Genomic DNA, 13,587 nt, shown 5'->3' with positions numbered 1-13,587 from the left:
TTTATTTCTTTTCCGCTTTCGCCTTGGCGACCAGGATGTCCATGACCTGCGTGGCCTGGGTGTGCAGTTCGGCCTCGGTGGTGGCGGACTTGGAACCTTCATTGGCCATGGTCGGCGAGGTGACGTACTTGCCGTCGATGGCGATCATCGGCCACGAATCGACGCCGTAGGCATCCATCATCGATGCCGAGCGGCGCACGCTGCCGCTCACGCCCAGGCCGCGATAGATCTCGATGAACTTCTGGCGGTCCGCGCCCTGCTTGGCGACGAAGTCGAAGGCCATCTCGTCGCGGTTCATGCGGTTGCGGTTGACGTGCATCTCGGTGAAGATCTTGGTGTGCATGGCGTCGTTGAGCAGGCCCATGGCGCTGAGCGTGAGGAACATCTTTTGCTGCGGCAGGTCGGTGCCGCTGCGCGAGATGTGCACGCGCTTGAAGACGATGGCGTCGCCCTGTTTCTTGATCCAGGCGGACAGCGATGGATCGAACGCGAAGCAGTGCGGGCAGGCATAGTCGAAGAACTCGATGACTTCGACCTTCTTGCCGCTGTTGACCGGCTGCGGCGCGGCCAGCGTCTTGTATTCGACGCCGTTTTTTGGATCGGCAGGGGAGGCTTGCGACAGGGCCGCAACGCTCAGCATCAACGCACCAACAACGAATTTCATGAATCGCATCTGGATACTCCTGGCTTATTTTTGATTGCGGACGACGGCGACATCGATGCCGTTTTCGGACAGTTTGCTACGAACTTTGTTCATGGTTTCGACCTGGTTGAACGGGCCCAGTCGCACGCGGTGCAGCACGCCGGTGTCGGTGGCGCGGTCGGAGACGTTGGCCTCGAAGCCCAGCAGGGCCAGCTTGGCGCGCGCGCTTTCGGCGTCGGCGATCTCGCGGAAGGCGCCCGCTTGCAGGTAGTAGATGAATTTGTCGTCGCCGCTGTCGGCAGCGGCGGCAGGTGCGGCCTTGGCCGGTACCGGCGCGACGTTGGCGGCGGCCGGCGTGGCCGGTGCAGCTTTCGGCTTTTCGGCAGGAGCCGGCGCCGGTGCTGGCGCCGCAGGCGCCGCCGGTGCGGCCGCGCCCTGGATCTTGTCGACCACCGCTTGCAATGGATCTGCCGGAGGCGGCGCCTTAGGCGGTTCCTTGGCGAAGTCCTTGGCCGCCTCGCGCGCCGCTTCCTTGTTGCCGTACATCGGCTTGTTCGGATCGGCGGCTTGTCCCGCAGTCGGTTCCGCGGCCTTGCTGGTACGCCCTTTGTCGGTGAACGGCGTCGAGCCCTTGTTGATCACCAGGGCCACGACCACGGCGATCGCCAGGCCGATGACCAGGCCGATGACGATGCCGATGATGGTGTTGCCGTTCTGACGGGTACGTGGGGTAAGGCTGGAGCGGAAATTCATTGTGCGGGATGTCCTTCGCAATTACATTTTGTTGGGAGCGGAGACGCCGATCAGCGCCAGGCCGTTGCGCAGCACCTGGCGGGTGGCGACCATCAGCGCGATACGGGCCGCCTTCAATGCCTCGTCGTCGACCAGCACGCGCTCGGCGAAGTAGAAGCTGTGCAGGTTGGCGGCCAGGTCGCGCAGATAGAACGCGATCTGGTGCGGGCCCAGTTCCGCTTGCGCGCGCGCCAGCGTTTCCGGGTAGGCGGCCAGGGTTGCCAGCAGCGTCGCTTCGGTCGGCGCGGTCAGCGGCGACAGGTCGACGCTGGCCAGGTCGGCTTCGGCGCCGGTCCACTGTTCCAGCATGCGGCAGATGCGCGCGTGGGCGTACTGCACGTAATACACCGGATTTTCGTCCGAGGTTTTCAGCGCGACGTCGACGTCGAATACGAATTCGGTGTCGGCCTTGCGGGAGATGAGGAAGAAGCGCACGGCGTCGCGGCCCTTCTCGATGTCGCCGCCGCCCGACCATTCGATCAGGTCGCGCACCGTCACGTAGGAGCCGGCGCGCTTGGAGATCTTGACCTCTTCGCCGCCCTTCATCACCGTGACCATCTTGTGCAGCACGTAGTCGGGGTAGCCCTGCGGGATGCCGACGTTGACCGCCTGCAGGCCGGCGCGCACGCGGGCGATGGTGCCGTGGTGGTCCGAACCCTGGACGTTGATCGCCTGGGTAAAGCCGCGCTGGAACTTGACGATGTGGTAGGCCACGTCCGGCACGAAGTAGGTGTAGGTGCCGTCCTTCTTGCGCATCACGCGGTTCTTGTCGTCGCCGTAGTCTTCGGTGCGCAGCCACAGCGCGCCTTCTTCTTCGTAGGTCTTGCCGGATTTGTTGAGCATGTCGACGGCGGCGTCCACCTTGCCGTCGGCGTACAGCGACGATTCGAGGTAGTAGTTGTCGAACTTGACGCCGAAGGCTTGCAGGTCGATGTCCTGCTCGTTGCGCAGGTAGGTGACGGCGAAGTGGCGGATCGATTCGATGTCTTCGATGTCGCCCGAGGCGGTGGCCGGCGAGCCGTCCGAGGCCGATACGGTTTTCTTCAGCAGGAAGTCGGCTGCGATGTCGGCGATGTAGTCGCCGTTGTAGGCCGATTCAGGCCAGGCGGCGTCGCCCGGCTTGTGGCCGCGCAGGCGGGCCTGCACCGAGTTGGCCAGGGTCTGGATCTGCACGCCGGCGTCGTTGTAGTAGAACTCGCGGGTGACGGCGTAGCCCTGGGAGCCGAACAGCGACGACAGCGCGTCGCCCAGCGCCGCCTGGCGGCCGTGGCCCACGTGCAGCGGGCCGGTCGGGTTGGCGGAGACGAATTCGATGATGACGCTCTTGCCTTTGCCGGCTTCGGCGGTGCCGAAAGCGGCGCCCTGCGCCAGCACGGCCTTGACCACGGCCTGCTTGGCGGCGGCGCTCACGCGCAGGTTGATGAAGCCCGGGCCGGCGATGTCCGCCGATTCGACCAGGCCTTGGCCGGCCGGGTTGGCCAGCAGAGCGTCGACCACTTTGGTGGCCAGTTCACGCGGGTTCATTTTCAGCTGCTTGGCCAGTTGCATGGCGATGTTGCAGGCCACGTCGCCATGGGACGGGTCGCGCGGTCGCTCCAGCACGACGTTGGCGGCGACTTCGGTGCCGGCCAGGATGGGAGCGAGGGCGGCCTGGAACAGGGCGGTGATATCTTGTTTTTGTTGGGCGAGCATGAGCAAAATGGCGGCTGAACCGCGTGTGTAAGTACATCCAGAAGCGAAAACGGACGGCGCGCTGGCACCGGCCAAACAGCGGTAATTATACTGGTTTGCCGCTGCCGGGTCATCGTAGCGGGACGGCGGGGCCTGGCAGCACAGTCTAGCCCGATTGTTGACGCAAAACAGAGGGGGAGTACTGAAAAAGTAAAACCATAGTCGCTGTGAACAACCAGCTGGAATGGACGAGCCAATGTTTCGACGATTCAGATCGCATCTTCCGCATGAGCACCGGAAGACGTATGCGGAATCGGTGATCGGCCTGGTCGGTCACTTGTTGGGGACCGGGGTAATTTTCGCTTCCTTCTTTCTGGTTGGCTGGGCAGTTTCCTTCTTCCTTCATTTTTTGAATGGAATTCATCCTTTTCCCTGCGGAGATATTGGACTTTATTACAAAGTTTGAACTATATTTGGTTTATGGTGACTCAGTGTTATGCGCGTTCGTGTTGTTGGGCGGCGCATTTCGCTTTATCGCCGAAGGATGGGAGGATCGGAAATGAAGAACAGACTGCTTAACGCGTTCTCCGAGGGCTTTAAAAACAGTTTCCGTCTATCGACGTCGCTTGTTACGTCGGTCGCCGCTACTATCGCCACCTTTGCCCATCATAGTCGTGCAGACATTCCTGCTGCATCCGGCAACCAGAAGGCGCCGAGAAAACACAGGAAGCGCTAGCCATCTATTGCCCCCAGTCCCCGCTATCGGGACGCGAAGGTTACAAGCGTTACAATCGTCTTCATCGCCTTGTCATATGCACTGCTGTATACTGCGCGATCACGCCCGCCGGCAATACCTGGAATTAGCATATGAACAAGCGTCCGACGCTCTCCTTAAAGTCCCCCGCCAAGGCGGCTGCGCCCAAGCTGCGCGCCAGCCATGCACGAGAGTTCAAGCCGGCGCTGCAAACCAGCTTCCAGACCGGCCTCAAGCCCGATTCGCTGGCCTACAGCCTGATTGGCGCCGCCCAGGCGGTGGCCCAGGTCCGCACCGGCACCAATCTGCCGCAGGCGCTGGCCCAGGTCTGGGCCAAGGGCGAGGCCACTCCGCAGGCGCGCGGCGCGATGCAGGACATCGCCTACCGCTGCATGCGCCAGTTGGGCCAGAGCGAAACCCTGATCGGCCTGATGGCGCCGAAAGCACCGGAGCCGCTGGTGGCGGCCCTGCTGGCCTGCGCGCTGGCGCTGATGACGGCGCCGGACGAGGTCTCGCCGTACGAAGAATTCACCGTGGTCGACCAGACCGTGACGGCGGCCGACGCCCACCCGGACACCGCCCGCGCCAAGGGCATGGTCAACGCCGTGCTGCGCCGCTTCCTGCGTGAGCGCAAGGCGCTGCTGGAGACCGCGCTGCTGCAGCCGCTGGCCAAGTGGAACTACCCGCAATGGTGGATCGACGCCGCCAAGGCGGCCTGGCCGCAGGACTGGCAGGGCGTGCTCACCACCGGCAACAGCGCGCCGCCGCTGACCTTGCGCATCAACGCCCGCAAGACCACGATGACCGCCTACCTGGCCACTCTGGAAGCGGCCGGCATGGCGGCGACCCAGATCGGGCCGTATGCGGTACGGCTGGCCAAGCCGGTCGGCGTGACGCTGATCCCCGGCTTCAGCGACGGCCTGGTGTCGGTGCAGGACGCCGGCGCCCAGCTGGCCGCGCCGCTGCTGGACGTGCGGGACGGCATGCGCGTGCTCGACGCCTGCGCCGCTCCCGGCGGCAAGACTTGTCACATCCTGGAACTGGCCGACGCCAGCGTGACGGCGCTGGACGCCGACGCCAAGCGCCTGGCCCGGGTCGGCGAGAACCTGGAACGGCTCGGCCAGCAGGCCACGCTGCGCACCGCCGACGCCCAGAGCGCCGGCTGGTGGGATGGCAAACCGTTCGACCGCATCCTGGCCGACGTGCCGTGCACGGCCTCGGGCATCGTGCGTCGCCACCCGGATATCCGCTGGCTGCGCCGCAAGGGCGACACGCTCCAACTTGCAACACTTTCGTCCAAAATCCTCGACAACCTTTGGCAGATGCTTGCACCGGGTGGTAAATTGCTATTCGTGACATGTTCCTTGTGGCCGCAGGAATCGGAGGCGCAGGCAGCCGCGTTTGCAGTACGAAACCAGGCTGTGCGGCTCGATGCGCCAGGCCAGTTGCTCCCCGCCGGTGGCGCAGGGCAGGATCACGATGGTTTGTTCTACGCGCTGTTCCAGAAAAATGCGTAACCGTTTTGCCTGTTTAGTTGCCAACCTAGCTGCCCATTTGCTACCGACGGACCTTTTGAGCACCGGCCCCCACGTGACATCACGATTTTTTCGCCTCCTGATCGGACAACTGCTGCTGGTACTGGCCTGCGTGCTGCCGCAGGCCGCGAACGCCGCCGACGGCGTGGAAATCCGCCGCTGGCTGATCGAGGCCAGCGACGAGGGCTACAAGCTCAACGCCAAATACAGCTTCGAACTGACCCACGACATGGAGGACACGCTGCAGTACGGCGTGACCCTGTACTTCACCACCGAAATCGAATTCACCCGTCCGCGCTGGTACTGGTTCGACGAGAAAGCCATCGTCAAGCGCCAGACCATCAGCCTGTACTACAACGTGCTGACCCGCCAGTACCATGTGACGGTCGACGGCAATGTGCGCCAGACCTTCTCGTCGCTGGACGATGCGCTGTTCCTGATCCGCAGCCCCAACCGCTGGCTGGTGGCGCCGCGCGGCGCGCTGGAGGTGGGCAAGACCTATAACGTCAAGCTGAGCATGGGGCTGGACCCGAACTATGTGTCCAAGCCGCTCAAGGTCACAGCCCTGAACAGCAGCGAATGGCGCCTGGCGTCCGACAAGAAAATCTTCCAGTACAAGGCGGAGTAAGTGAGCACGGCCTTGCGGTACTTTTCCGTCGTCGGCGGCGCCCTCATCAGTATCCTGCTGTTCCTGCTGGCCTCCGCCTCCGACAATTCCGGCTTCTTCGACCGCTACTACGCCTGGCTGCTGGGCTTGAACGCGGCCGTGGCCGGCGCGCTGCTGCTGCTGGTGGCGGTGTCGCTGTTCCGGCTCTACGCGCGCTACAAGAGCGGCAAGTTCGGCTCCAAGCTGATGACGCGGCTGGTGCTGCTGTTCGCCGCCATCGGCGTGCTGCCGGGGCTGGTGATCTTCCTGGTGTCGGTGCAGTTCGTCTCCCATTCGATCGAATCGTGGTTCAACGTGCCGGTCGAGGAGGCGCTGGAGTCCGGCATCAACCTCAGCCGCGCCGGCCTGGACACGGCGCTCAAGGACTTGAGCGCGACCGCCAACAAGACCGTGCTGCAACTGGCCGAACGGCCCTACGGCACCGAGCGCGCCGCGCTGGCCGGCCTGGTCAAGGAACACAGCGGCATGCAGAATGCCATCATCGTCGACGCCGATGGCGGCCTGATCATCAGCGCCCGCGCCAACCGCAGCGGCAACCTCAGCGCCGACCTGCCAACCCGCGAAATGATGGCCAAGGCCAAGGACGGCGGCTACGGCGCGCCCGAGGGCGGCAGCGAGCTGCGCAGCAACCTGATCAACGCCCCCGTCAACGCCCAGGACAGCGCCAGCCAGCTGCGGCTGCGGGTGGTGATGGCCATCCCGGACTTCGTGCAGGCCAACGGCACCCACCTGGCGCCGCGCTATCTGCAATTGATCCAGCTGGCGCCGGCGCAGCTGGCGGCCGACGGCGAGACCATCCGCAGCGCCTATTCGGACTACAAGGAACGCTTCGTGGCCCGCGTCGGCCTGCGCAAGATGTACATCGTGACGCTGACGCTGACCCTGCTGCTGGCGGTGTTTGGCGCCATCGCCAGTGCCTTCCTGATCGCCAGCGACCTGGCCCAGCCGCTGCTGCTGCTGGCCGAGGGCACGCGCGCGGTGGCCGAGGGCGACCTGTCACCGCGCCCCATCGTCGCCACCTCGGACGAGCTGGGCACGCTGACGCAATCGTTCAACACCATGACGCGCCAGCTGTCGGACGCCCGCAGCGCGGTCGAGCGCAACCGCGCCGCGCTGCAAAACGCCAAGACCCACCTGGAATCGGTGCTGGCCAATATGTCGGCCGGGGTGATGGTGCTGGACCATGAGTTCCACCTGATCAGCTGCAACGACTCGGTCGAGCGCATCCTGCAGCAGGCCGGCGTGACGATGATAGGCCAGAAGCTCGACGAGATCGAAGGCTTGCAGGAATTCGGCGGCGCCATCGTGGCGGCGTTCGCGGCGCAGAGCGCGCAGTCGGCGGCCGGGCGCAACCTGCAGCGGCTGCACTGGCAGCGCCAGATCGAGGTGCCGCGCCGCAGCGCCGCGCTGGACGACAACGACCAGACCCTGCTCACGCGCGGCTCGCGCCTGCCGATCGAGGGCGGCGGCAGCGGCTACCTGGTGGTGTTCGACGATATTTCCGACGTGATTTCGGCGCAGCGCTCGATCGCCTGGGGCGAGGTGGCGCGCCGCCTGGCGCACGAGATCAAGAATCCGCTGACGCCTATCCAGCTGTCGGCCGAGCGCCTGCAGATGAAGCTGGAAGGCAAGCTGGCGCCGGCCGACAACGAGCTGCTCAACAAGGGCACGGCCACCATCGTCAACCAGGTGGCGGCGATGAAGCGCATGGTCGACGACTTCCGCGACTATGCCAAGACCCCGCCGGCCATGCTGGAGCCGCTGGACCTGAACGCGCTGGTGGAGGAGATCCTGCACCTGTACCTGCGCGGCGAGGGCGACGACATCATCCACCCGCAACTGGCCCCCGGCCTGCCGCTGGTGATGGGCGATGCGACCCAGCTGCGCCAGGTCATCCACAATCTGCTGCAGAATTCCCAGGACGCGATGGCCGAGCTGCCGGCGGGCGCACCGCAGCCGCACATTGACGTGATCAGCGAAGCCATTCATTATCAGGGCGCGGACGGCAGCACGCGCACGGCGGTGCGGCTGGCGATCTCCGACAACGGCCCCGGATTCGCGCCGAAAATCCTGGCGCGGGCGTTCGAACCGTATGTCACCTCGAAGGCCAAAGGCACAGGCCTGGGGCTGGCGATGGTGAAAAAAATTATCGATGAACATGGGGGCAGGATCGATATCCAGAACCATGTCGATAGAAGTGGCGCGTCGGTAGTGATTTTGCTGTTAAAGTTAGCACCGGCGATGCAAATTACCTGAGTAGCACGGATTAGAAAAATCATTGCCGGCCATGAGCTGGCGAAATGAGGAAGGCAAGGGAAGATGGCAAACATTCTGGTAGTGGACGATGAAATGGGTATCCGTGAGTTGCTCTCGGAAATCTTGAGCGACGAAGGACATGCGATACAACTGGCGGAAAACGCCCAGCAGGCGCGTGAGGCGCGGGCCGGCGGTGCGCCCGACCTGGTGCTGCTCGATATCTGGATGCCGGATACCGACGGCGTCACGCTGCTCAAGGAGTGGCAGCGCGACGGTCTGCTGACCATGCCGGTGATTATGATGTCGGGTCATGCGACCATCGATACGGCGGTCGAGGCGACCCGCATCGGTGCGCTCAATTTCCTGGAAAAGCCGATCGCCCTGCAAAAACTGCTGAAGGCGGTCCAGCAAGGCCTGACCCGCGCGCAGGAAACGGTGCGCGCGCCGGCGCTGGCGCCGCGTCCGGTGGCGGCGGCCCAGCCCGAGGAGGCGCCCAACGCCGGCTTCAACCAGCCCAACCCGGCTGCGGCGATTGCCGTGCGCGGCGGCGCCACCATCGCCGGCGCCGACAACCACATGTTCAACCTGTCGTTCGACCTGCCGCTGCGCGAGGCGCGCGACGCTTTCGAGCGCATGTATTTCGAACACCACCTGGGCCGCGAAGGCGGCAGCATGACGCGCGTGGCCGAGAAAACCGGCCTGGAACGCACGCACTTGTACCGCAAGCTCAAGCAATTGGGCGTGGAGCCGGGCAAACTCGCAAAAAAGGGCGTCTGAGCCCGTGACCGGACCCAAGTCCGCCGGCGCAGCCCCATCACGGGCGCCGGTGCCGACCTGGCTGGTCATTGGCTCCCGCGCCCGCGAGCGCGAAACCGCCATCGCCGCACGCCTGGAAACAGGCGTGCCCAGCGTCGTTATCCTGGAAGGCCTGTCGGACGGTTGTCCGGCACTGGTCTTCGACCCCGCCGACGGCCCCATCCCCTTCGATCCCGTACCGCAAGTGTTGCGTATTGCCCCAGGCTGTCTCCATTGCAGCGGCAATCTCATTTTGCGAGTAACATTGAATCGCGTGCTGCGCCGTCCTCCGGCGCGGCTCTACATCAGTCTGGCTTCCGCCGAGCACCTTGAACTGCTGCGTTCCTGGTTGTCCGAGGCGCCCTACGGCGCGTTGCTGGAGTTGCAACCCGACATCGCGGCCTAAGCCCCGCCCGCTGATCGGCCTGTTTTTGGCCTTGAATCGTCCGCTTTCAGCCCCATTTCGGTACTGAAGGCGCAACCGAGTAGTGTTACGCCCCTTGTGAAAGGAAGCAACATGAACCTCATCTATAACAGCGAGCAATACAGTGTTGTCGAATTCGGCGCCGACCGTACCCTGGATGCGCTGCGTTTCGGCGGCTACGAAATCGTCGACAAAGGCGGCAAGCGCGAAATCTTCATCAACGGCATCCTGGCGCAGAACTTCCGCCGCGACGTCAACGAGTTGATCGCGGGCGAGCCGACGATGGCGGAAATCGACGAGTTTTTGGGCAGTTATGATGAGCTGATGAGCCATCCGGTGCTGCTGCACTAAAAAAAGCACGCGGCGCATGGTATGGTTCGCCTGTAACAACAGAGAACCAGACCATGTGCCAACTCCTAGGAATGAACTGCAATGTCCCGACCGACATTGTGTTCAGCTTTACCGGCTTCGCCATGCGCGGCGGCCAGACCGATACCCACCATGACGGCTGGGGCATCGCCTTTTTCGAAGGCGCCGGCGTGCGCCACTTCGTCGACCACCAGGCGGCGATCGCCTCGCCGATTGCCGAGCTGATCAAGCGCTACCCGATCAAGTCCACCAACGTCATCGCCCATATCCGCAAGGCCACGCAGGGCCAGGTGGCGCTGGAGAATTGCCATCCCTTCGTGCGTGAGCTGTGGGGCCAGTACTGGGTGTTCGCCCACAACGGCGACCTGAAGGAATTCGCGCCGGTGCTCAATGGCGCCTATCGCCCGGTCGGCAATACCGACAGCGAACAGGCGTTCTGCTACATCCTGCAGCACCTGCGGGCCCGCTTCGGCGAGCAGCGCCCGCCGCTGGCCGAGCTGCGCGCCGCGCTGGCCGACCTGACGCGCGAGATCGCCGGCTATGGCACGTTCAACATGCTGCTGTCGTCCGGCGGCGAGCTGTTCGCCCATTGCTCGACCAACTTGTTCTACCTGGTGCGCCAGCACCCGTTCGACAAGGCCGTCCTGTCGGACGAGGATGTCAGCGTCGATTTTTCTCAAGTGACCACGCCCAACGACCGCGTCGCCATCATCGTCACCCAGCCGCTGACCACCAACGAGCAATGGACGGCCTTCGGCGCCGGCGAGCTGAAACTGTTCATCGACGGCGTTCCGCAGGCCGGGGACTGAGCCAAATTATCCAAGACAGGGCCAGATATTGCTGTCAAAATATTAGTACGGCGAAATATCAGCCCCATGTTTTGTACTGATAGAAGCAATGATCGATCTCTCCCTACACGATACCGGTCCCCGGAATCTGCGCGTGCGCGAATTCTATCTGGGGCGCCAGCCCATCCTGGACCGTAACCAGACCCTGTTCGGCTACGAGTTGCTTTTCCGCAACGCTCCGGTGGGTCCGGCCAACGTCACCAACGAGCTGGCGGCGACGGCGGCGGTGATCGCCCATGCCTCGCAGCTGGGCATGGAAAAGACCATCGGCGACGCCCTGGGCTTCGTCAACGTGGATGCCGACGTCCTCATGACCGACATCTTCCCCTTCCTGCCGCGCGAAAAAGTGGTGCTGGAGGTCGCCGAAACCCTGCCGCTGACGCCGCCGCTGCTGGCGCGCATGACGGAGTTGGCCGGCCACGGCTTCCGTTTCGCGCTGGACGACGTCACCGGCGAATCGGCCAACGTGGCGGCGCTGCTGCCGCTGGTCGACTACGTCAAGATGGACTTGCGCAACCTGCCGCTGGCCACGCTGATGAAGCTGGCCCCGCGCTTCCGCCAGGAGCAGAAGAAGCTGGTGGCGGAAAAGGTCGAGACCCGCGAAGAATTCAAGAACTGCCTGGACCTGGGCTTCGACTACTTCCAGGGCTATTACTTCTCCAAGCCCGTCATCATGAGCGGCAAGAAGCTGTCGCCGTCGCAGCTGGCGGTGATGGAGCTGATGACACTGGTGACGTCCGAGGCGGACAACCAGGAAATCGAGCGCGCCATCAAGCGCGACGTGTCGCTGGCGCTGAACCTGCTGCGCCTGGTGAACACGCCGGCCGTCGGCGCGCGCCAGCGCATCGACTCGCTGAGCCAGGCCGTGACGATACTGGGCCGCCGCCAGCTGCAACGCTGGCTCCAGATCATGCTGTATGCCGAACCGAGCAAGCGCGGCCACAGCATGACGCCGCTGCTGATGCTGGCCACCACGCGCGGCCGCCTGCTGGAGCTGTTGGCCGGCAAGCTGCGCCCGAGCCAGCGCCACTCGGCCGATATCGCGTTCACGGTCGGCATCATGTCGCTGATGGACACGCTGTTCGGCATACCGATGTCCGAAATCCTGGCGCAGATCCCGGTCAACGAGGAAGTGTCGGAAGCGCTGCTGTATCGCGGCGGCTTCTTCGGCGACCTGCTCAAGCTGGCCGAATGCATCGAGCGCATCGAGGAAATGGACGACCACATCGTGCCGACACTGCGCGACCTCGCCATGTCCACCGACGAACTGGTGGAACTGGAAATGGCCGCCTTCGAGTGGAGCGACAACGTGGTGCGCTACGCGCTGTAACGCACCACGGCGGGCCGGGCTGACGTCACCTCAGGTTGCGTGGCCCGCGCCCGGCCAGTGCTTGTGCAGCTCGGGATCGGTGCGCATTTCCCACAGCGCCAGCACCACGACCGCGATGCCCACCACGACCGAGTTCCACATCAGCTCGCGGTTGTCGGCGATTTTCAGCACCCACGGTGAAATCGCAACCCATATCCCCACCAGCAGATTGAGCACCACGGCCCAGAAGTAGGTCTTGTACAGATCGAACGCGGCCAGCAGCGCCACCACCGCGCCGGAGATGAACGCGGTCCACGCCTGGATCGACGGGATCGGATACGCAAACACCCACGGTGAAATAAAGAACCACAGCCCCAGCAGCAGGATCAGCTGGTCCTGCCAGCGTTTGACGGACGGATTGGTTGCCATATGCGCCTCCCTAGTCAGGCCGCCCGGATGGCGGCATTCACTTCTTAGGCCCCGCAACAACGCAAAAGTTCACCGCCGGGACAGGCAACTTGCCATTTATGTATCGCGACGCTATGCTTGCCGCTTATCGAATACTCAACAGGGCGGCTATGGCTTCGGTACTACTCAGCGTGAATCAGGTCTCCAAATCCTACGGCGCGCGCAAGGCGGTGGACGGCGTGTCCTTCCAGGTGCAGCAGGGCCAGACCGTCGGCCTGATCGGCCCCAACGGCGCCGGCAAGTCGACCACCGTCAGCATGATCTGCGGCCTGCTGCGCAGCGACAGCGGCAGCATCGTCATGGACGGCGTCACCATCGGCCATGGCCCCAGCGAGGCCAAGCGCAAGATCGGCTTCGTGCCGCAGGACCTGGCGCTGTATGAAGACCTGTCGTCGCTGGAAAACCTCAAGCTGTTCGGCGCGCTGTACGGCCTCAAGGGCGCACCGCTGAAGCAGCGCTGCGATCAGGCGCTGGCGCTGGTCAACCTGGCCGACCGCGCGCAGGACAAGCCGGCCACCTTCTCGGGCGGCATGAAGCGCCGCCTCAACATCGCCGCCGCGCTGCTGCACGACCCGCAGCTGCTGATCCTCGACGAGCCGACCGTGGGCGTCGATCCGCAAAGCCGCAACGCCATCTTCGACACGCTGGAAACGCTGAAGACGCAAGGCCGTTCGCTGATCTACACCAGCCACTACATGGAGGAAGTGGAGCGGCTGGCCGACCACATCGTCATCATCGACCACGGCAAGGTGCTGGCCGACGAAACCCCGGCCGCGCTGTACCGCCGCCTGCCGGCCCAGGCCGCGCTGCGCGCCGAGCTGGCCGCCGTGCCGTCGGCCGCGCTGCTGTCCGGCGTGCAGGCCCAGCCCGGCGTGACCGGCGTGCAGGGCGAGGGCAACGCGCTCGACATCGGCCTGGCCGACGCCGTCCATGCGCCGGCCGTGCTGGCCTGGCTGGCGCAGCAGGGCACGCCGCTGCTGCACTTCGCCACCGCCAAGACTTCGCTGGAAAACATCTTCCTCAACCTGACCGGCCGCAGCCTGCGCGACTGATAGG

General features: G+C 64.3%; 13 protein-coding genes. 9 read left to right on the top strand and 4 right to left on the bottom strand.

Annotated elements, in window-relative coordinates:
* Position 1: 1 nt before the first annotated feature.
* From GEV01_RS14720 to argS, 3 genes are read right to left on the bottom strand one after another with little or no spacing between them, the layout of a single operon-like run.
* Positions 2-673, bottom strand: coding sequence for a thiol:disulfide interchange protein DsbA/DsbL (locus GEV01_RS14720; protein WP_152805449.1), 672 nt, complete (start codon positions 671-673; stop codon positions 2-4).
* Between the two features lie 15 nt (positions 674-688).
* Complete coding sequence (locus GEV01_RS14715; protein WP_152805447.1) at positions 689-1,396, bottom strand: SPOR domain-containing protein; 708 nt, start codon at positions 1,394-1,396, stop codon at positions 689-691.
* A 21-nt stretch (positions 1,397-1,417) separates the two neighbouring features.
* Positions 1,418-3,127 (bottom strand): arginine--tRNA ligase, encoded by a 1,710-nt coding sequence (argS, locus tag GEV01_RS14710; protein ID WP_152805445.1) that lies wholly within the window; start codon positions 3,125-3,127, stop codon positions 1,418-1,420.
* 846 nt (positions 3,128-3,973) lie between these two features.
* Here argS and rsmB point away from each other — a divergent pair.
* From rsmB to GEV01_RS14670, 8 genes are all read left to right on the top strand, one after another.
* A complete protein-coding gene (gene rsmB, locus GEV01_RS14705) occupies positions 3,974-5,377 on the top strand; it encodes a 16S rRNA (cytosine(967)-C(5))-methyltransferase RsmB (RefSeq protein ID WP_152805442.1) in 1,404 nt (467 codons plus the stop codon).
* The gene (locus tag GEV01_RS14700; protein WP_152805441.1) at positions 5,370-6,023 is read left to right on the top strand and encodes a DUF4390 domain-containing protein; all 654 of its coding nucleotides are present in this window, start codon (positions 5,370-5,372) and stop codon (positions 6,021-6,023) included. The genes rsmB and GEV01_RS14700 overlap by 8 nt, the downstream gene beginning before the upstream one ends.
* Positions 6,024-8,318 (top strand): sensor histidine kinase, encoded by a 2,295-nt coding sequence (locus GEV01_RS14695; RefSeq protein ID WP_328595524.1) that lies wholly within the window; start codon positions 6,024-6,026, stop codon positions 8,316-8,318.
* Between the two features lie 63 nt (positions 8,319-8,381).
* Complete coding sequence (locus GEV01_RS14690; RefSeq protein ID WP_008445040.1) at positions 8,382-9,095, top strand: response regulator; 714 nt, start codon at positions 8,382-8,384, stop codon at positions 9,093-9,095.
* Positions 9,096-9,144: 49 nt separating this feature from the next.
* Complete coding sequence (locus tag GEV01_RS14685) at positions 9,145-9,519, top strand: GTPase (RefSeq protein WP_328595523.1); 375 nt, start codon at positions 9,145-9,147, stop codon at positions 9,517-9,519.
* Positions 9,520-9,630: 111 nt separating this feature from the next.
* Positions 9,631-9,888: a BTH_I0359 family protein gene (locus GEV01_RS14680; RefSeq protein WP_020704859.1), complete on the top strand. Its 258-nt coding sequence runs from the start codon at positions 9,631-9,633 to the stop codon at positions 9,886-9,888.
* Positions 9,889-9,941: 53 nt separating this feature from the next.
* Positions 9,942-10,715 (top strand): class II glutamine amidotransferase, encoded by a 774-nt coding sequence (locus GEV01_RS14675; RefSeq protein WP_152805437.1) that lies wholly within the window; start codon positions 9,942-9,944, stop codon positions 10,713-10,715.
* Positions 10,716-10,803: 88 nt separating this feature from the next.
* On the top strand, positions 10,804-12,084 hold the full coding sequence (locus tag GEV01_RS14670) for an EAL and HDOD domain-containing protein (protein ID WP_152805435.1): 1,281 nt from the start codon (positions 10,804-10,806) through the stop codon (positions 12,082-12,084).
* Positions 12,085-12,114: 30 nt separating this feature from the next.
* On the opposite strand, the gene GEV01_RS14665 is transcribed toward GEV01_RS14670, so the two are convergent.
* Complete coding sequence (locus GEV01_RS14665; RefSeq protein WP_152805431.1) at positions 12,115-12,492, bottom strand: SPW repeat protein; 378 nt, start codon at positions 12,490-12,492, stop codon at positions 12,115-12,117.
* Positions 12,493-12,641: 149 nt separating this feature from the next.
* On the opposite strand from GEV01_RS14665, the gene GEV01_RS14660 reads away from it, so the two are divergent.
* On the top strand, positions 12,642-13,583 hold the full coding sequence (locus tag GEV01_RS14660) for an ABC transporter ATP-binding protein (RefSeq protein WP_152805428.1): 942 nt from the start codon (positions 12,642-12,644) through the stop codon (positions 13,581-13,583).
* Positions 13,584-13,587 lie beyond the last annotated feature (4 nt).

The organism is Rugamonas rivuli (assembly GCF_009380165.1).
GTDB lineage: Bacteria > Pseudomonadota > Gammaproteobacteria > Burkholderiales > Burkholderiaceae_D > Rugamonas > Rugamonas rivuli.
This window is presented reverse-complemented; position numbering and strand designations above follow the sequence as displayed.

Coding starts and splice junctions, on each gene's coding strand:
- rsmB (WP_152805442.1), top strand. CDS start 3,974: ATGAACAAGCGTCCGACGCTCTCCTTAAAGTCCCCCGCCAAGGCGGCT.
- GEV01_RS14660 (WP_152805428.1), top strand. CDS start 12,642: ATGGCTTCGGTACTACTCAGCGTGAATCAGGTCTCCAAATCCTACGGC.
- GEV01_RS14665 (WP_152805431.1), bottom strand. CDS start 12,492: ATGGCAACCAATCCGTCCGTCAAACGCTGGCAGGACCAGCTGATCCTG.
- GEV01_RS14680 (WP_020704859.1), top strand. CDS start 9,631: ATGAACCTCATCTATAACAGCGAGCAATACAGTGTTGTCGAATTCGGC.
- GEV01_RS14670 (WP_152805435.1), top strand. CDS start 10,804: ATGATCGATCTCTCCCTACACGATACCGGTCCCCGGAATCTGCGCGTG.
- GEV01_RS14675 (WP_152805437.1), top strand. CDS start 9,942: ATGTGCCAACTCCTAGGAATGAACTGCAATGTCCCGACCGACATTGTG.
- GEV01_RS14715 (WP_152805447.1), bottom strand. CDS start 1,396: ATGAATTTCCGCTCCAGCCTTACCCCACGTACCCGTCAGAACGGCAAC.
- argS (WP_152805445.1), bottom strand. CDS start 3,127: ATGCTCGCCCAACAAAAACAAGATATCACCGCCCTGTTCCAGGCCGCC.
- GEV01_RS14690 (WP_008445040.1), top strand. CDS start 8,382: ATGGCAAACATTCTGGTAGTGGACGATGAAATGGGTATCCGTGAGTTG.
- GEV01_RS14700 (WP_152805441.1), top strand. CDS start 5,370: ATGCGTAACCGTTTTGCCTGTTTAGTTGCCAACCTAGCTGCCCATTTG.
- GEV01_RS14720 (WP_152805449.1), bottom strand. CDS start 673: ATGCGATTCATGAAATTCGTTGTTGGTGCGTTGATGCTGAGCGTTGCG.